At 71.4% G+C, this 18234-nt stretch carries 15 protein-coding genes; 3 read left to right on the top strand and 12 right to left on the bottom strand.

Annotation, left to right across the window (positions count from 1 at the left end; genetic code table 11):
• Positions 1 to 59: 59 nt before the first annotated feature.
• The 6 genes from CPH93_RS05680 to CPH93_RS05705 form a co-directional block, all read right to left on the bottom strand.
• A complete protein-coding gene (locus CPH93_RS05680) occupies positions 60 to 1532 on the bottom strand; it encodes a DNA-3-methyladenine glycosylase 2 (RefSeq protein WP_093486448.1) in 1473 nt (490 codons plus the stop codon).
• 112 nt (positions 1533 to 1644) lie between these two features.
• Complete coding sequence (locus CPH93_RS05685) at positions 1645 to 2190, bottom strand: O-acetyl-ADP-ribose deacetylase (RefSeq protein ID WP_096212159.1); 546 nt, start codon at positions 2188 to 2190, stop codon at positions 1645 to 1647.
• Positions 2191 to 2243: 53 nt separating this feature from the next.
• On the bottom strand, positions 2244 to 3665 hold the full coding sequence (locus CPH93_RS05690; RefSeq protein WP_096212160.1) for a phytoene desaturase family protein: 1422 nt from the start codon (positions 3663 to 3665) through the stop codon (positions 2244 to 2246).
• A 39-nt stretch (positions 3666 to 3704) separates the two neighbouring features.
• Positions 3705 to 4538, bottom strand: coding sequence for an inositol monophosphatase family protein (locus CPH93_RS05695; RefSeq protein WP_096212161.1), 834 nt, complete (start codon positions 4536 to 4538; stop codon positions 3705 to 3707).
• A gap of 184 nt (positions 4539 to 4722) precedes the next feature.
• Positions 4723 to 6666, bottom strand: coding sequence for a gamma-glutamyltransferase family protein (locus CPH93_RS05700; RefSeq protein ID WP_096212162.1), 1944 nt, complete (start codon positions 6664 to 6666; stop codon positions 4723 to 4725).
• A 97-nt stretch (positions 6667 to 6763) separates the two neighbouring features.
• Positions 6764 to 7072, bottom strand: coding sequence for a hypothetical protein (locus tag CPH93_RS05705; RefSeq protein ID WP_096212163.1), 309 nt, complete (start codon positions 7070 to 7072; stop codon positions 6764 to 6766).
• 165 nt (positions 7073 to 7237) lie between these two features.
• Here CPH93_RS05705 and CPH93_RS05710 point away from each other — a divergent pair, with 165 nt between their 5' ends.
• Positions 7238 to 8002: an SIR2 family NAD-dependent protein deacylase gene (locus CPH93_RS05710; protein WP_093486436.1), complete on the top strand. Its 765-nt coding sequence runs from the start codon at positions 7238 to 7240 to the stop codon at positions 8000 to 8002.
• Positions 8003 to 8056: 54 nt separating this feature from the next.
• Here the strand turns inward: CPH93_RS05710 and CPH93_RS05715 are convergent, their stop codons facing one another.
• Both CPH93_RS05715 and CPH93_RS05720 read right to left on the bottom strand, forming a co-directional pair.
• Entirely contained in the window at positions 8057 to 9094 is a 1038-nt protein-coding gene (locus CPH93_RS05715; RefSeq protein WP_231977193.1) for a lipoate--protein ligase family protein, read from the bottom strand.
• Positions 9095 to 9444: 350 nt separating this feature from the next.
• Positions 9445 to 10563, bottom strand: a complete 1119-nt coding sequence (locus CPH93_RS05720) for a protein-L-isoaspartate(D-aspartate) O-methyltransferase (RefSeq protein WP_443031456.1) — start codon at positions 10561 to 10563, stop codon at positions 9445 to 9447.
• Positions 10564 to 11716: 1153 nt separating this feature from the next.
• Here CPH93_RS05720 and CPH93_RS05735 point away from each other — a divergent pair.
• Together CPH93_RS05735 and CPH93_RS05740 are read left to right on the top strand one after the other, a co-directional pair.
• A complete protein-coding gene (locus CPH93_RS05735) occupies positions 11717 to 12394 on the top strand; it encodes a DUF5753 domain-containing protein (RefSeq protein ID WP_331716981.1) in 678 nt (225 codons plus the stop codon).
• Positions 12391 to 12600, top strand: coding sequence for a DUF397 domain-containing protein (locus CPH93_RS05740; RefSeq protein WP_096212166.1), 210 nt, complete (start codon positions 12391 to 12393; stop codon positions 12598 to 12600). Before CPH93_RS05735 ends, CPH93_RS05740 begins: the two co-directional genes overlap by 4 nt.
• Before the next feature lie 273 nt (positions 12601 to 12873).
• On the opposite strand, the gene CPH93_RS05745 is transcribed toward CPH93_RS05740, so the two are convergent.
• From CPH93_RS05745 to CPH93_RS05760, 4 genes are all read right to left on the bottom strand, one after another.
• Entirely contained in the window at positions 12874 to 14430 is a 1557-nt protein-coding gene (locus tag CPH93_RS05745) for an NCS1 family nucleobase:cation symporter-1 (protein WP_096212167.1), read from the bottom strand.
• A 127-nt stretch (positions 14431 to 14557) separates the two neighbouring features.
• A complete protein-coding gene (locus tag CPH93_RS05750; protein WP_093486420.1) occupies positions 14558 to 15556 on the bottom strand; it encodes a TIGR03842 family LLM class F420-dependent oxidoreductase in 999 nt (332 codons plus the stop codon).
• A gap of 432 nt (positions 15557 to 15988) precedes the next feature.
• Positions 15989 to 16750, bottom strand: coding sequence for an aspartate/glutamate racemase family protein (locus CPH93_RS05755; RefSeq protein WP_093486418.1), 762 nt, complete (start codon positions 16748 to 16750; stop codon positions 15989 to 15991).
• The gene (locus CPH93_RS05760) at positions 16743 to 18224 is read right to left on the bottom strand and encodes an NCS1 family nucleobase:cation symporter-1 (protein ID WP_093649252.1); all 1482 of its coding nucleotides are present in this window, start codon (positions 18222 to 18224) and stop codon (positions 16743 to 16745) included. Before CPH93_RS05760 ends, CPH93_RS05755 begins: the two co-directional genes overlap by 8 nt.
• Positions 18225 to 18234 lie beyond the last annotated feature (10 nt).

Below are 18234 nucleotides of genomic sequence, written 5' to 3' on the forward strand. Positions count from 1 at the left end.
GGGCTCAGTTCGTCGGGAGGCGGTGGGCTCAGTTCGTCGGAAGCGGTGGGCCGGTGGGCTCAGTTCGTCGGGAGATGGTTGATGGGGTGGTCGTCGGTCGCCCAGAGGTACTGGACCGCGTAGGCGCGCCAGGGGCGCCAGAGGGCGGCGTGCCGGACGAGGGCCGCGGGGGTGGCCGGCAGGCCGAGGCCGGCGGCCGCGCGGCGGAGTCCGAGGTCGGTTGGGGTGAAGGCGTCCGGGTCGCCGAGCCCGCGCATGGCGATGCATTCGACGGTCCAGGGGCCGATGCCCGGCAGCGTCGCGAGCTGTGCGCGGGCCTCTTCGCGGTCACTGCCGACGCCCAGTTGCAGCGCGCCGGAGCCGAGGGCGGCGATGACGCCGGTGAGGGTGGCCCGGCGGGTGCGGGGCATCGCCAGCGACTCGGGGTCCAGCCCGGCGAGCGCGGCGGGGGACGGGAAGAGGTGGCTGAGGCCGCCGCCCGGGTCGTCGACCCGCTCGCCGTGCGCACGGACCAGCCGCCCGGCGTGGGTGCGCGCCGCCGCGGTGGAGACCTGCTGGCCCAGTACGGCGCGGAGGGCGAACTCGTCGGCGTCGACGGTCCGCGGGACCCGGCGGCCGGGGGCCTTGTCGACGAGCGGCGCCAGCAGGGGGTCCTCGCGGAGCAGCCCGTCGACGGCCTCCGGGTCCGCGTCGAGGTCCAGCATCCGGCGGCAGCGGGCGATGGCGCCGGCCAGATCCCGCAGATCGGTCAGGGACAGCCGGCAGTCGATGTGGTCGGGGCGGGGCGTGAGGGCGACGATGCCGTGCCCGTAGGGGAGGCGCAGGGTCCGGCGGTAGGCGCCGTCCCGCCACTCCTCGACGCCGGGGACCGCGGTGGCGGCGAGGTGTCCGAAGAGGTTGTCGGGGTTCAGCGGCTGCCGGAAGGGCAGCCGCAGCGCCAGCGTGCCGGGCGCCGCCGTACGGGGGCCGGGCCGCGCGCGCAGCCGGAGCTCCGTCGGGGACAGCGCGAAGACCTCCCGCACCGTCTCGTTGAAGGTACGGATGCTGGCGAATCCGGCGGCGAAGGCGACCTCGGCCATCGGCAGTGCGGTGGTCTCCACCAACAGCCGGGCGGTCTGTGCACGCTGCGCGCGGGCGAGGGCCAGCGGCCCGGCCCCCAGCTCGGCGAGCAGCTGCCGCTCGATCTGCCGGGTGCTGTAGCCGAGCCGGGCCGCGAGTCCGGGGACGCCCTCGCGGTCGACGATGCCGTCGGCGATCAGCCGCATGGCGCGGGCGACCAGGTCGGCCCGCTCGTCCCACTGCGGGGACCCCGGGCTGGCGTCCGGCCGGCACCGCTTGCAGGCCCGGAATCCGGCCTGCTGGGCGGCGGCCGCGCTCGGGTAGAAGCGCATGTTCTCCGGCTTGGGCGGCACCACCGGGCAGCTGGGCCGGCAGTAGATACGGGTGGTGAGCACCGCCGTGTAGAACCAGCCGTCGAAGCGGGCGTCCTTGGACTGCACGGCGCGCACGCAGCGCTCGGTGTCGGTGTGCATGCCCTCAAGGATTCCCCAGCCGGCGCGCTCCGGCTGGCGAGAATCCGACATCGAGGTCGGACCACCTGGGGCGGGGCGGTTCGAGGTCCCGGTCCCGGTGCGGCGAGCTTCCTCAGCTACCGGTCTCGTTCAGGGCCGCCTCGTACGCCTCCCGCGCGCTGTCGTCGAACACGACGAAACGGATCTCGTCGAAGGTATCGGGGGCCGCGTCGACCGCGGCGCGGACGGTGGCGACGGCGGTGCGGGCGCCGTCGGCGAGCGGCCAGCCGTAGATGCCGGTGGAGATGGCCGGGAAGGCGACCGTCCGCGCGCCCAGCTCGCCGGCGACCTGCAGTGATGCGCGATAGCAGGAGGCGAGCAGGTCGCTGCGGTCCTCGCTCTTCGCGTACACCGGCCCGACGGTGTGGACGACCCAACGCGCGGGCAGCCGGCCGGCGGTGGTGGCGACGGCCCGGCCGGTGGGCAGCCCGCCGCCGTAGTGGCCGTCGCGCAGGGCGCGGCACTCGGCGAGGATCTCGGGGCCGCCGCGCCGGTGGATCGCGCCGTCCACTCCCCCGCCGCCGAGCAGCGAGGAGTTGGCGGCATTGACCACGGCGTCCACGGCCTGTTCGGTGATATCGCCCTGGACGAGGGTGAGAGAGGTGCGGGAGGTGCTCATGGTGTCCGACCCTACGGCGTGTCCGCGGCCGGCGGGCGGTTGTGCGGGGCCGGTCAGCGGCGGTGTCCGCGCAGCCGCCGCCAGACCGCCTTGGCGGCGTAGTGGCCGGACATGCCGTGGACACCGGGGCCGGGCGGGGTGGCCTGCGAGCAGAGGAAGACGGCGGGGTGGGCGGTCTCGTACGGGACGCGGGCGAGCTTGGGGCGGATGAGCAGCCGCAGGCCGGCCGCGGAGCCGGTGGCGGTGTCGCCGCCCACGTAATTGGCGTTACGGACGGCGAGTTGCGGCGGGCCGGCCACCGCGCGGGCCAGGACCAGGTCGCGGAAACCGGGCGCGAACCGCTCGATCTGCCGCTCGACGGCCTCGGTGGCATCGCCCTCCCAGCCGTTCGGGACATGGCCGTACGCCCAGAACGTGTGCTTGCCCTCGGGGGCGCGGGTGGGGTCGATCAGGCTGGGCTGAGCGGTGATCAGGAAGGGGCGGGACGGGTCCTGGCCGTGGGTGGCGGCGTTCAGCGAGGCGGCGATCTCGCCGCTGGTGGGGCCGATGTGCACGGTGCCGGCGCGGCGGGCCTCCGCGGCCGTCCACGGCACCGGGCCCGACAGTGCGTAATCGACCTTGAAGACGCTGGGGCCGTACTTCACGTCGCGGTAGGCGTTGCCCAGCCCGGCGATCCGGGCGAGCGCGGTCGGTGAGGTGTCGAAGACGTACGCCCGGGCCGGCGGCAGGTCGTCCAGCCGCTTGACCTCGAAGTCGGTGTGCACCGCGCCGCCATGGGCGCGCAGCAGCCCGGCGAGGGCGTCGGAGATGGCCTGGGAGCCGCCGCGGGCCACCGGCCAGCCGTGGGCGTGGGCGGCGAGCGCGAACATCAGGGCCATGCCGGAGGTCCCGAAGCCACTGAGCGGGGCGTTGGCGTGCGCACCGAGCCCGGCCAGCAGCGCGCGGGCCTTCTCGTCCTGGAAGCGGCGGTTGAGCAGGATGACCGGCTGCATCGCGACCAGGCCGAAGCGGGCGTAGGTCAGCGGGTCCTGGGGCAGGCCGAGCCACTGGGTGCGCAGGAAGTCACGGGCCATCGCCTCCCACTTGCCGACGAAGGGCGCGACGAGCCTGCGGTAGGTGCCGGCGTCGCGCGGTCCGAAGGACATGGCGGTCTCACCGACGCAGTGGGCGAGCACGGCGGCCGTGCCGTCCGGGAAGGGGTGCGCCATCGGGAGGTCGGGGTGCAGCCATTCGAGGCCGTAGCGGTCCAGCGGCATGGCGGCGAAGGCGGGTGAGCCCGCGCCCGTGGGGTGCACCGCCGAGCAGGGGTCGTGGCGGAAGCCGGGGAGGGTCAGCTCCTCGGTGCGGGCACCGCCGCCGATGGTGTCGCAGGCCTCGAAGACCTCCACGGACATGCCCCGGCGGGCGAGTTCGACGGCCGCCGTCAGGCCGTTGGGTCCCGCCCCGATCACCACGGCATCGAGCATCCTCGGCACTACGCCACTCCCCTCACGTCCGACCCTCGTCGGTGAGGATCAGTTGGCGGCCGCCAGCAGTTCGAGGATACGCCGCGCCGTTTCGGCGTCCCGCGCCGCGGTGAAGGGCAGCGCATTGCCGCCCGCGATCCGGAACGGCTGCCCGGCGACCGTGCCGCTCGCGCCGCCCGCCTCCTGGACCAGCAGCAGCCCGGCCGCGTGATCCCAGGCGTTCTCCCAGCTGAAGGCGATGGCGTCGAGCTCGCCGCGGGCTATGTGCAGATACTCCAGACCCGCCGAGCCACAGGGCCGCGGCGCGACGCCGGCGGTGTCCAGAACGGCGAGCACCCGCTTCTGGTCGTCATCGGTGAAGTCGTAGTGGGAGGTGGCCACATGGAGGACGGCGCCGGGCTCCGGGCTGCCGGTGTGCAGCGGTACGCCGTTGAGCTGGGCGCCGGCGCCGCGACGGGCGACGGCCAGCAGGCCGAGCGCGGGGGCGTACGTCCACGACGCCAGCAGCTCACCGCGGTGGGCGAGCGCGACGAGCGTGGCGAAGCCGGGGTCGCCGTGCACGAACTGGCGGGTGCCGTCGACCGGGTCGACGATCCAGACGGGGGCGTCGCCGTGCAGCGCGTCGAGCACGGTGGGATCGGCGTGCACCGCCTCCTCGCCGACCACCCGGGAGCCGGGCAGCAGGTCCGTCAGGGCGGCGGTGAGCTGCTCCTCGGCGCGCCGGTCGGCGACCGTGACGAGGTCGTGCGGGCCGTTCTTCTCGACGATGTCCTCGGCAGCCAGCTGCCGGAAGCGCGGCATGATCTCCTCGGCCGCGGCGCGGCGGATGGCGGCCTCTACGGCGGCCAGGTCCAGCCCCGACAAGTCCGGCGAGAAGGTCATGGCAACAGCATCGGTGATATCCGTGGTTTCTCCCGCATCGTGGGTACGAAGTGCTTCGATCATGCATCCATCGAACCATGAGCCACTGACACGGCAGCTGGACTCCAGGTGAACTCCGGACGCCGCGGAGGGCACGGCACGGAGCCGGCTCCCAGGGCCCCGGCCGCGCCCCGCACCGGCCGCCTCAGCGCCCGGCCGCGTACCCCTGCATCCCCCGCGGATTCGCCGCCGCGGACAGCACACCGCGCTCCGGATCCCGGGCCACTGCACACAGCCGCCCCTCGGACCAGTCGTCACCCACCGTGACCCGGTGCCCACGCCGCCGCAGCTCATCGATGGTCCGCCGGCCGATCCGGGACTCCACGGTCACGCTCCCCGGCCGCATCCCGCGGGGGAAGAAGGATCCGGGGAAGGAGTCCTGGTGCCAGTTCGGGGCGTCGATGGCGCCCTGCAGATCGAGCCCGCCGCGGACCGCCCCGCGCAGCGCCACGGCCAGGAAGAAGTGCACCTGCCACTGGTCCTGCTGATCCCCGCCAGGCGTCCCGAAGGCCATCACCGGGACCCCGTCGCGCAGCGCCAGGGACGGGGTGAGGGTGGTGCGGGGGCGGCGGCCCGGGGTGAGGGAATTCGGCAGGCCCTCCTCCAGCCAGGCCATCTGCAGCCGGGTGCCGAGCGGGAAGCCGAGCTCCGGGACGACGGGGTTGGACTGCAGCCAGCCGCCGGAGGGGGTGGCGGAGACGAGGTTGCCCCAGCGGTCGACAACGTCGATGTGGCAGGTGTCGCCGCGCGTGGCGCCGTTCCGGTCGATGGGGCAGGTGTCGCCTCGCGCGCCGCCGTCCCGGTCGATCTCCGGGGCGACCTCCGGGGGAACCGAGCCGGGGGCGACCTCCGCGGGCGCCTTGCCGGGCGCGGGGGCCGTGGGCATCCCGCCGGGCCCGCCGCCCCCGACGGTCGGCTCGCCCGCTCCGCTGCCGGAGCCGCCCGCCGCGCCGAAGCGGTCCGCACCCGCCGCGGCCGCCACCGCGTGTTTGCTCAGCCGCGGGGTGCGGCCGTCCGGGCTGCCGGGCCGCAGCTCGTACGAGGCGTGCGCGCCGATGAGGGCCCGGCGGGCGGCGTTGTAGTCGCCGCTGAGGAGGGTGTCGAGCGGCACCTCCTGGGCGTCGCCGTACCAGGCCTCGCGATCGGCCATCGCCAGCTTGCCGCCCTCGATGAGCAGGTGGACGTACTCGGGACTGCCGTATGCGGGCAACTCCGGTGGCAATAGGGAGAGTTGCTGGAGGAAAACGGGACCCTGGGACCAGCCGCCCGCCTTGGCGACGGTCCAGCCGTTCCAGTCGTGGGTGACCGGTGCCTCATAGGTGGCGGAGAAGGCGGCCAGGTCGTCGCCGGTGAGGGTGCCCGCATGGCGTTCACCGGAGGTGTCCATGGCCGGGCGGGCCGCGAAGCCGGCGAGCGCCTCGCCGATGAACCCCTCGCGCCAGATACGGCGGGCGGCGTCGAGCTGCGCCTCGCGGCCGGCCGACGCCGCCTCCGCCTCCGCGATCAGCCGGCGCCAGGTGGCCGCCAGCGGACGGTTCCTGAGCAGCCCGCCGGGGGCGACGGACCTGCCGCCCGGAAGGTAGATCTCGGCGGAGGAGGTCCACTCCGTCTCGAAGAGCGCACGGACCGTCTCGACGGCCTCGCCGACCCGCTCCACGGCGGGATGGCCGTGTTCCGCGTACCCGACGGCGTACCGCAGCACCTCGGCGAGGGACTTGCTGCCGTGGTCGCGCAGCAACAGCATCCAGGCGTCGAAGGCACCGGGGACCGCGGCGGCGAGCGGCCCGGTGCCGGGCACCAGGTCGAGTCCGAGGCCGGTGTAGTGCGCCACGCTCGCACCGGCCGGCGCCGGGCCCTGGCCGCACAGCACCCGGACCGGCTGGTCGGCGGGCGCCAGGATGATCGGCACCTCGCCCGCCGGCCCGTTCAGATGCGGCTCCACGACATGCAGCACGAACCCCGCGGCCACCGCCGCGTCAAAGGCGTTGCCGCCGTCCTCCAGCACAGCCATCGCGGACTGGGTGGCCAGCCAGTGCGTACTGGAAACCATCCCGAAGGTGCCCTGGAGGGTCGGGCGGGTGGTGAACACGGTGACTCCTCGGTCGGTGGGGCGGGACGAGGTACGAAGGCCGCGGAAGTCCGGGCGGGGCGGTGTCGGGTGTCACGGGCGGACGGCCTCAGGAGCCTCACTTCAGGAGCCACAGCACCCCCAGACAGACCGCAAGCGACGCCGCCATGCACCACCCGCCCAGGGTCACCAACCGCTCGCGCTCCTCGCGCCAGCCGCGGATCATCACCCACAGCCCGCCGTACATGCCGCCGAGATTCAGCAGGGTCGGCCAGAGGTGCATACCCGTCATCACCGATACGGCCACCAGCCCCACGGGGACAAGTACACCGCCGCCCAGCAGCAGCGAAGTGAATTGGCTCCGCTCCCGCAGCGCCATCTCGTCGGCAGGGGACAGCGGGTCAAGATCCGGCAGTTCCGAGTTCATGCTGCTGCTCCTCCGATTTCCTCAGGTCCAACTGCGGCTTGACGAGCCGACGGTAGATTCCGTCACATCCTGAAATCCAGAGCAACCCGGCTGCCCGCGGCACGCCACCACCCCACCACCCAAATCCCCTCGCTCGCACCGGCCCTCCTGCGTACCCTCGGCCCCATGACCGGCACCGACGTGTCCCCCGACCAGCCGCCCCGCCGCCCCCTCGTCGCGATCCTCACCGGAGCGGGGATCTCCACCGACTCCGGGATCCCCGACTACCGCGGGCCGAACGGGTTGTGGCGGCGGGACCCGGAGGCGGAGAAGCTCGTCACGTACGACGCCTACATGAGCGATCCGGAGATCCGGCGGCGCTCATGGCGGATGCGGCAGGAGAGCCCGGCGTTCCGGGCGCAGCCGAATGCCGGGCACGAGGCGGTGGCCCGGCTGGAGCGGTCCGGGACGCCGGTGCGGGTGATCACGCAGAACGTGGACGGGCTGCACCAGCTCGCCGGGGTGCCGGCACGCAAGGTGCTCGAACTGCACGGCACCGTACGGGCGGTCGTCTGCACCCGCTGTCATGCACGGTCGTCCATGGAGGAGGCGCTGGCCCGGGTGACCGCGGGCGAGCCCGATCCGGCGTGTCTGGTCTGCGGCGGGATTCTGAAGTCGGCGACGGTGATGTTCGGCGAGCGGCTGGATCCGCAGGTGCTCGGGACCGCCCTCGGTGTGGCGAAGGCGGCGGAGGTCTTCCTTGCCGTCGGCAGCACACTGCAAGTACAGCCGGCCGCCTCGCTCGCCGGGGTGGCGGCCGACCACGGCGCACGGCTGATCATCGTCAACGCCGAGCCGACCCCGTACGACGAGATCGCCGACGAGGTGATCCGCGAGCCGATCGGCACGGCCCTGCCGAAGCTGCTGGAAGGGCTGGCGGCGGGCATCTGAGGCGGGGCCGGGAGCCCGTACGCAGTGCCCGTCGCCGTCCCCTGGCTCACCCCGTCACGGAACGCGCGCCGTCCACTCCCGGGAGCTGAACTTGTGCTCGGCCAGCTCCCGGGCACGTGCCAGCTCCGCGTCCGAGACCGTGCCGTCCGACCCGCCGTAGCGCGCCCGGAACGACGCGATCATCCGGTCGATGACCTCGGCGCGCGGCAGTCCGGTCTGGCGCCGCAGCGGGTCCACCCGCTTGCCGGCGCTGGCGATGCCCTTGTCCGAGAGCTTCTCCCGGCCGATCCGCAGCACCTCGACCATCTTCTCCGCGTCGATGTCGTACGACATCGTCACGTGATGCAGCACCGCCCCGGCGCCCGCCACCACCCGCTTCTGCGCCGCCCCCGCGATCTTCCCGGCGTCCGTCGCGATGTCGTTGAGCGGCTCGTACCAGGCCGTGATCCCCATGTCGCCGAGCGCGCCCAGCACCCAGTCGTCCAGATAGGCGTAGCTCTCGGCGAACGACAGCCCGTGGACCAGGGTCTCCGGCACGCTCAGCGAGTACGTGATGGTGCTGTCCGGCTCGACGAACATGGCGCCTCCGCCGGAGATCCGCCGCACGACCGTCACGCCGTGTTTCTCGGCTCCCCCGGGGTCGACCTCGTTACGCAGCGACTGGAAGCTGCCGATGATCACGGCGGGGCGGTCCCACTCCCACACCCGCAGCGTCGGCGGGCGGCGGCCCGCCGCGACCTCGGCCGTCAGGACCTCGTCCAACGCCATGTGGAAGGCGGGGTGTTGGGGTCCGTCGTGAAGGATCTGCCAGTCGTGGTCGGTCCAGTCCGTGGCGCCCGCGACCGCGCGGCGCACGGCGATTCCCACGGCCTCGGTGCTGAAGCCGAACAGCACGGCACCGGCCGGGAGTGCCGCGTCGATCCGGGCCACCAGTACGCGGGCGTCGGTGTCGGCGGCGACGCCCTCCAGGGAACGGTTGATGCCGGACAGCGCCTCGTCGGGCTCCAGGAAGAAGTCCCCGGAGACGCGCACATGGCGCAGCGCGCCGTCCACGACATCGAGGTCGACCACCACGCGCTTGCCGCCCGGCACCTAGTATTCACCGTGCACGGTGCTGCCTCCCTGTGGGGTGGGCCGGGTGCGGTGGCCGGGTGTAGTGGCTGGCAGCCGGGGTCCCCCTGTAGCCGACAACTGCTCTGCGTGGACGGGTATTCCCCCGGTTCCCGGGTGCGGTGCGGGGCCGGGGACTGCCGATGGGCGGAGCGGGGCCGGGACTGCCGATGGGCGGGGCGTGGCGGGCGCCGCCAGCCGGGCGGGATCAGGCGACCGGATCCCAGATCGGCGCCCCGTACACCGCCTGTGAGCCGGCGGTGACCAGTACGGAGAGCAGGGCGAAGGCCCCGCCCATGCTCCACGGGGGTAAAGCACGGACAGGGCCGGTCTCAAAGGGTCCAGGAGTTGGCCGGGTCGTCCAGCCACACCCTTTCGCCCTTGGCGGTCACGGTCAGACCGAACCGCGATGGGTCCGGACGGCCATGGCCGTCCCACCACTGGAACGCTGCTTCCGCTTCGTCCCACATCCGGCGCGGGCCGGATTGCCAGACGCGCGCGGTGTCCCCGTCGCGGAACATGCAACAGGCCCAGGACCGGTCATTCAGGCTGTAGAACCAGACCGGCAGCGCGCCCTCGTGCTTGTTCGCCACGATGTACGAGCACTGCGGGACGCGGAGGCCCATGGCGAACCGCTCCGGGCCGAATTGCTCCCCGACGAACTCCGCTTCGGTGATCGTCGTGGAGGATTCGACGCCGTCCGCCACGCTCCCCGTGACGTACTCGGAGTGGGGCCGGGCGACGAACCGTTGGGACCGGAGCTTCATGAACTCCACGGGTCCGGTAAATCTGCCGGACGCGCTGGCACCGTCGGGCGCGACCACCAGGCGGGCCACCGCGTCGGCGTGGCTGTAGTTCGTCCCCCAGGGGGCGACGATGACACCCCCCGGCCGGCACTGCTCCACCCACGCGAACGGGAGGGAACGGAGCCCGCACGTAGCGATGACCCGGTCATACGGCGCCCCTTCCAGATACCCCTGGGACCCGTCGCCGTGGACGACGTGGAGGGGGATTCCCAAGCGCTCCACCGTTGCCATGGCGGCCGTGGCCACCGCCCGGTCCACCTCCACCGTGGTCACGCACCCCGGCCCCGCACGGTGGGCCATGAGCAACGCATTCCAGGCCGTGGCGGTGCCGATTTCCAGGACCTTGTGGCCGGGCTGGAGGTCCAGGTCCTGGAGCATCCGGAACACCACGGAGGGCATGGACGCGGAGCTGGTCGGAACGTGTCCCGGTTCGGTGCCGGTGTGCTTCCCGTCGTCCCATTGCGTGACGATCGGTACGTCGGATTCCGCGAACTCCCGCCACTTGGCAGGGTCGTCCGCTTTGGACACGGCAACGCTCCGACCGACCGCCATGTCGAACGGCCACATGAGGTCCGGCAGGACGGTGGAACGCGGGACGGCCGCGTACGAGGGAGCCCAGTCGGAGGAAAGGGCCCCTGTAGACATGAGGGCACGCCCCAGCTCGTCGAGGCTGGGGCGCTCCTTTGGTGCGTCGGTGGTCACTGGGTCAGGCCGCCTTGGGCGGGTTGGGCTGACCTGGGCCACCGTCGGGGGACGGGGGCTGATGAGGGCCGGGGTACGGCTCCCCCGGGAGCTTGTCGCCACCGTCGTTCGAAAGGATCGTGATCACGTTTCCTCCAATGTTGTTGCTTTCACTGGTAGTTGTGCCGGCCGACTGCCGCTGTCAGTCAGTCACCCCCAGGCTTGCGGGCGCCCAGTGGCCTGCTCATTCCTGCCCTCTCCCCTCTGGGAACGCGCGCCCGCCTCCACGGGTACGCCATCGTGTTGGGGGTGACGCCGGAGCAACACCCGACAGTCCACGGCACGGCTCTGGTCGCCGGCCTTTTCGGCCGCCGCCAACTCCCGTTCCAGGTCGATGCACTTCGGGCAGCTCACGGCATACCCCGCATCCGTGCCCGCTGGAGTTCCGCCTGGTCGAAGACGACGCTCCCTGTCGTGATCTCTTTGGGCGACATGCAGAACCCGGGTGGTGCCTCCGTCGTGATCACCCCCTCACCTCCCTTCCGTGCGGGTGGCCCGCGATCACCCCGTTAAGGCTCCGGACTTCCAGCGAACGGCCCGCCCGCCGTGCCACCTCCCGCTCCTGGCCGCAGGGCTCGCACACGTTGCACCCCTGAACCGGGACGGGCTCCAACTTCGAGCCGGCCAACACGACCGCCGGCATCACGCGCTCACGGGCACTCATCGCGCAGCCACCGCCGGGTCACCAGTGGACGCTGAAGCTGTTCGCTCAGTCATCCGAACCCCTCACTCTGTGCGTCTGGTTGGTGACAAGAGTGGGGCAAAAATCGCTACTGTGAGAGGGGTTCAGCGCCCAACCTGGGTGTTGGTCAGGCTGGCACTTGCGTACGCCGTTGACCGGCTCAAACGCTGCCACCACCGCGAGTGACCAGGTCAATGGTCAGGGGGAGTTATGGGCTGTAACGGAGATGAAGCAGGGGGCGCAGAGGGCGCATACGACCCGCGTCGGCAGTTCGCCGAGGAGTGCCGGAGCGCCAGGGAGCTGCACCCGGACGGGCCGCTGAACCAGACGCAACTGGCAAGAATGGTCCGCACTTCAAAGAGCACCATCAGCCGCGTGGAGACATGCGTGGGGCCGATCCCTCCGGACCTCCCGGCTCGGCTGGACCAGGTCTTTTCGACAGACGGATTGTTCAAGCGGCTGTACGAGGAGATCACCGCCCAATCGTTCCCAATGCATTCCCGCCGGCGAATCGAGCTGGAGCCAAAGGCGGTCAGCATCTCCGCATGGTCACCCACGGTGGTGCCTGGACTCCTGCAGACGGCGCCATACGCGCGGGCCCTTCTCCGGGAGGGCGACCCGCGGGCCAGTGACGAAGAAGTGGCCACGCTGGTCCGGGCACGAATGGCGAGACAGAGAGTGCTGAAGGGCACTTCCCCGCCGGACTTCTCCGTGGTCATCTGTGAGTCCGTGCTTCGGCGGAACGTCGGAGGCCCAGACGTGATGCGGGAACAGCTCTCCGCATTGCTCGCCCACGGCTCCCAGCGAACCACCGTGCTACAGGTGATGCCGTTGTCTGCGGAGACTCACGGGCTCATGGACGGTTCCATGTCCATTCTGACCACCCCGGACGGGCCGCCCGTGATCTACACGGAGGGCATCAGATCAGGAACCATCATCGATGATGCCTCCACGGTGCGGCTCCTCTCCCGGTCCTACGATGTACTCACCGCTTCAGCCCTCTCGCGTGACGCGTCAGCCCGGATGATCCAACAGCTAATGGAGGCATCGTGACCCCCCTGATACACCCGTGGGTCAAGTCCAGCTACAGCAGCCAAGATGGAGGCGACTGCGTGGAGTGGTCCCCGGCTCATGCAGGCGCCCACGGCACCGTTCCCGTCCGGGACAGCAAAGACCCCAAGGGGCCGGCCCTGATGTTCGAGCCGGCAGCGTGGTCAGCGTTCGTCGCCGGCGTACAGGCGGGGGACTTCCCCGCGTAAGCGCGTACGCCGGAACACAAACGGCCCCCTCCCGGAATGCGCCATGCGCAGGAGGGGGCCGACGTGTGCCCTGTGCGGTGGCCGGGTGTAGTGGCCGGCAGTCGGGGTCCCCCTTGTACCCGACAACTGCCCTGTGTCGAGGGGTATTCCCTCGTTCCCCGACCCGGGCGGCGGGGCGGGCGGGGCCCGGGGGCTGCCGGCAGCGGGGCCGGAGCCGCCGGTGGCGGAGCCGGGGCCGCCGGCAGCGGGGCCAGAGTCGCCGCCTGGGCGGGTTCAGGCCGACCGGCCTCCGCGCCCGTACGCCGTGCTCATGAGCAAGGTGTAGAGCGTCAGCGCGGTGCCCAACCCGACCGCCCACCCGTAGTCGGCCAGGGGTTGGAGGAACGGGATCAGACCGTCGGCGGGGAAGGGGCCCTTGCCGGGCTGGGAGTACGAGCCGCCGACCGCGAGCAGGCCGCCGACGCCGAAGGCGAGGACGGCCCGCCAGTTCCAGCCGGCCGCGTACCAGTAGCGGCCACCGGGGCGGTAGAGGCCGGCGAGGTCGAGGACGGTGCGCCGGATGATCCAGTAGTCGGCGATGAGGATGCCGGCGACCGTGCCGAGCAGGCCGCCGACCACCCCGAGCCAGGTGAAGATGTACAGCTCGGGGGTGGCAGTGAGCTTCCACGGCATGATGATCACGCCGACCACGCCGGTGATCAGCGCGCCCCTGCGGAAGTCGATGAACTTCGGCGCCAGATGGGCCAGGTCGTAGGCGGGCGAGACCACGTTGGCGGCGATATTGACCGAGATCGTCGCGATCAGGACGGTGACCAGGGCGAAGAGCAGGCCGAAGACGCTGTCGGACTTGCCGGCCAGGGTGACCGGATCCCAGATCGGCGCCCCGTACACCGCCTGTGAGCCGGAGGTGACCAGTACGGAGAGCAGAGCGAACGCCGTCATCGTGGTCGGCAGACCCAGGGACTGCCCCCAGACCTGGGCCCGCTGTCCGGCGCCGAAGCGGGTGAAGTCGGGGATGTTCAACGACAAGGTCGCCCAGAAGCCGATCATGCCCATGAGGGACGGGAAGAAGACCTTCCAGAAGTCGTGGCCCCAGCCCAGGGCGCTCGGCTGGTCCAGGAGTGGGCCGAACCCGCCGGCCTTGGCCGCCATCCAGCCCAGCAGCACCAGCGCGCCGACGAGGACGAAGGGCGCGGCCCAGTTCTCGAAGCGGCGCAGGGTCTCCATGCCCCGGTGGATGATGGCGAGTTCGACGGCCCAGAAGACCAGGAAGCAGAGCCAGAGGGTCCAGGGGTAGCCACCGATGGGCGCCGCCTTCGCCCAGCCACCGCCGAAGATCTTGCCCAGCAGGATGTAGATGCCCTGGCCACCGATCCAGGTCTGGATGCCGAACCAGCAGCAGGCCACGGCGGCACGCACCAGCGCGGGCAGATTGGCGCCGCGCAGCCCGAACGAGGCCCGGGCCAGGACGGGGAAGGGGATGCCGTACTTCGGGCCGGCGTGCCCGGTGAGCAGCATCGGGACGAGGACGACGAGGTTCGCCAGCGCGATGGTCAGCACCGCCTGCAGCCAGTCCATGCCGAGCGCGACCAGGCCGGAGGCGAGCGTCCAGGAGGGGATGTTGTGCGCCATGCCGACCCACAGGGCGGTGAAGTTGTAGGTGGTCCAGCGCCGTTCGGCCAGGGGTACGGGCCGCAGGTCGTCGTTGACGTAGCGGCCGTGCGGGGCGATGGCGCCCGGCGCGGGTTCGACGCGGCCGTCCGGGGCGGTGAGCTGCCCGGGCGGCGCTATGGGCAGGTCCGGCGGCACGGGTGAGGGGGTCGCGGGCATACGGGGGCCTTTCGTACGGGTACGGGCCGCCGGCTGCCGGGCGGCGGGGCGGGCGGCTCGCGGTGACCGGCCGTGCGACCGGACACCGCGGCCGCACGGCCACACGGCACCGTGCCCCGGCGCCCGTTCAGGCGAACGCGGGAATGAGCTCTGCTCCGTAGGCGTCGATGGTGGATTCCTTGGCGTCGTGCATGGCGTAGACCGCGAACTGGTCCACGCCCAGCGCCCTGAGCTGCTCCAGCCGCTCGCGGTGTGCGGCGACCGGACCCAGCAGACAGAAACGGTCGATGACGGCGTCCGGGACGAAGTCGGCGTGCGGGCTGCCGGCCCGGCCGTGCTGGGCGTAGTCGTACCCCTCCCGGGCCTTGATGTACTCGGTCAGCTCCTCCGGCACCAGATCGGAGTGCTCGCCGTAGCGTTCGACGAGGTCGGCGACGTGGTTGCCGACCATGCCGCCGAACCAGCGGCACTGCGCGCGGGCGTGGTCGAGGTCGTCGCCCACATAGGCGGGTGCGGCGACGCAGATGGTGACCTCGGCCGGGTCGCGTCCGGCGTCCGCCGCGGCCTGTCGTACGGCCTTGACCATCCACTCGGTGAGGAAGGGGTCGGCGAGCTGGAGGATGAAGCCGTCGGCCAGCCGGCCCGCCATGGCGAGGGCCTTGGGGCCGTAGGCGCCCATCCAGACCGGCAGCTTGCCGTTCCGGATCCAGGGGATCTGGACCCGGTGGCCGCCGACGTCCGCCGGCCGTCCCTCGGCGAGGTCGCGGATGACGCCGATCGCCTCGCCCAGCCGCGCCAGGGTGTTGGGCGGCCGTCCGGCCACCCGCATCGCGGAGTCGCCCCGTCCGATGCCGCAGACGGTGCGGTTGCCGTACATCTCGTTGAGGGTGGCGAAGGTGGAGGCGGTGACCTCGGGGGTGCGGGTGGAGGGGTTGGTGACCATCGGGCCGACGATCAGCCGCTCCGTGTGGTCCAGGATGCGGCTGTAGATGACGAACGGCTCCTGCCACAGCACGGCCGAGTCGAAGGTCCAGCCGTAACGGAAGCCGTTGCGCTCGGCGCGGCGCATCAGGGACACGACGGCGGAAGCGGGCGGGTCGGCCTGCAGAACGAGTCCGAAGTCCACGGCGGGCTCCTTAGATGAGGTACTGGCAGGTGCCGCGCGGGATGTACTGGCCGTGTCCCGCGTGCCCGGTGAACTTCCGCCGGTCGATGACGAGTTCGTCCCGGGAGAGGACCGTTCGGCGCGGCAAGTAACGGACTACCGGTTCCCTTGCTCATCTCTGAACAGGCGGAGGCTACCAGGCGTCCGCGGCCTCTGAACCATACGGCAAACGGGCAGCCGACATTCCGCAACATGCCGGGCGCCTCACTCGTGACGCGGACCTCGATATCCATGAGGCCCAGCAGTTCATTCCGTCTTCTGATCGCCCTTCAGGTCGTGCGCCGGGGCGAGGAACTCCGTCGTGGGGGGAGCCAGTTGAGACGCACATGGGCGTCCCTCCTGGCTCCCGGTCGAGTCATCCACGTACCGACGGGCACGGGCCATGGACAACGCCTATGCTCGGGCCGGACCCTGGCACCCCCCGGACGTGGTCGGGGGCAGACCCCACTGTCGCTGCTTGGCCAGAGGTTTGGCGTAGGAGCCGACACGGCTGGTGGACAGACCCAGGCCGACGAGGGACTCGGCGAGTTTGACGGCCGCGGCGACGCCGTCGACGACGGGCATGCCCAGGTCCGATGCGACGGTCCGCACCAACCGGGTCATGCCGGCGCAGCCCAGCACCAGTACCTCGGCCCCGGCCTGGCGGGCGCGGGCGCCGGCGGCGGTGATGGCGGCCAGTGCTCTTGCTTCGTCGGCGAGTTCCAGTACGCCCAGGCCGGTGGCGACGACGGCCGCGCAGTGCTGGGCGACGCCGGCGGTGAGCAGACTGTCCTCGATCTGGCCGCAGGAACGCTCCAGCGTGGTGACCACGCCGTAGCGCCGCCCGAGCAAGCAGGCGAGGTGGGCGGCGGCCTCGGTGATGTCGACCACCGGGACGTCGAGCAGTTCCCGGGCACCTTCCCGGCCGTGCTCGCCGAAGCCCGCCATGACCAGCGCGTCGAAGGGTTCGTCGACGTCGCGCAGCAGATCGAGCACGGCGGCGGCGGACAGATAGCTGTCCACCCACCCCTCGGCCGACTCCGGCCCCCAGAACGGGGTCAGGCCGACGATCTCGGTGCCTGGGCCGGCTGCCGCCCGGGCACCGGCGCAGATCTCCTCGGTCATCGCGACCGTGGTATTGCAGTTGGTGACCAGGATGCGCGTCTTGTCAGGCATGCTCACTCTCCACCGCCGGGACCAGAGGAACCGTGGCGGGCTGACGGTCGGCCACCAGCCGGTACAGCAGCGCGGAACTGGCCGCGCCGATGAACCAGGAGTAAGCCGCTATCGGAGAGAAGACCGGTACCAGGGCGATCACCGCGCTGAGGACGGCGGTGGGGATGAAGGCGATCAGCGCCCTGGGGTTGAAGCCCTTGCGGTAGAAGTACGGTGACGAGGCGTCAGCGACGAAGAGTCGGTCGACGTCGACCCGGCCGCGCTTGATCAGGTAGTAGTCCACCATCATCACGCCGTACAAGGGGCCGAGGAAGGCGCCCAGGCCGCCGAGGAAGTAGTTGATCACGACCGGGTTGGAGAACAGGTTCCACGGCAGGACGAGGAGCGCGGCCACTGTGCTGATCATGCCGCCGACCTTGAAGGAGATCCGCTTCGGATAGACGTTGGCCAGGTCGTAGGCGGGCGAAACGAAGTTGGCCACGATGTTGACACCCATGGTGGCGATCGCGAAGGTCAGCGCGCCGATGACCAGGACGACGGGGTTCCCTACCTTGGCGATCAACTCGGCGGGATCCGTGATGGCCGTGCCGAACACCTGCACGCTGCCCGCCGTGACGATCACCGACACCAGGGCGAAGGCCGAGGAGTTGATCGGCAGGCCCCAGAAGTTGCCGCGCCGCACCGTTCGCTCGTCCGGGGCGAAGCGTGCGAAGTCGCAGAAGTTGAGCATCAGGGTGCCGTAGGTGGAGAGGATCAGCCCGACACCGCCGAACCACATCCGGACCTGCTCACCGGTCGAGATGTGCTTGAGGCTGCTGGTCAGCGAGATGTGCCAGTGCGCCTTCATCATGATCCACACGGCCAGCACGATCATCACGAGCCAGATGGCCGGTCCGCAGAAGTCCTGGAACTTACGGACGGCCTCCATGCCGCGGCTGATGATCAGCGCCTGAAGGACCCAGAGAGCGAGGAACGAGATCCAGCCGAGCTCGTTCAGGCCGAGGAAGCTGCGCGTCGTCAATGACCTCAGGGAAGGGTCGGCGGTCAGGAGGAGGACATTGACGGCCACGGAAGCCAGGTAGGTCTGGATGCCGTACCACATGATGGCGATGACGGCTCGGATCAGTGCGGGGATATTGGCGCCCCAGACGCCGAAGCTGATACGGGCCACCACGGGGAAGGGCACACCGGTGCGCTGGCCCAGGCGTCCCATGAGGTTCATGCCGATGTAGATGATCACGAAGCCGACCAGCAGCGAGGAGAAGATCTGCCACGCGCTCATGCCCAGCACCAGCAGACCGGCGGCGAAGGTGTAGTTGCCGAGGTTGTGCACATCGGACATCCACATGGCGAACAGGTCGAAGACCTTCCACTTGCGCTGGCCTGTTGTCGCAGGAGCCAGGTCCGCGTTGTGGAGTCTCGGGTCGGGGGGCGGGGTGGCGGTGCCGGGCACGGCACCTTCGATGGGATTCATGGACGAACGC

This window comes from Streptomyces sp. 2323.1 (genome assembly GCF_900221035.1).
Taxonomy (GTDB): Bacteria; Actinomycetota; Actinomycetes; order Streptomycetales; family Streptomycetaceae; genus Streptomyces; species Streptomyces sioyaensis.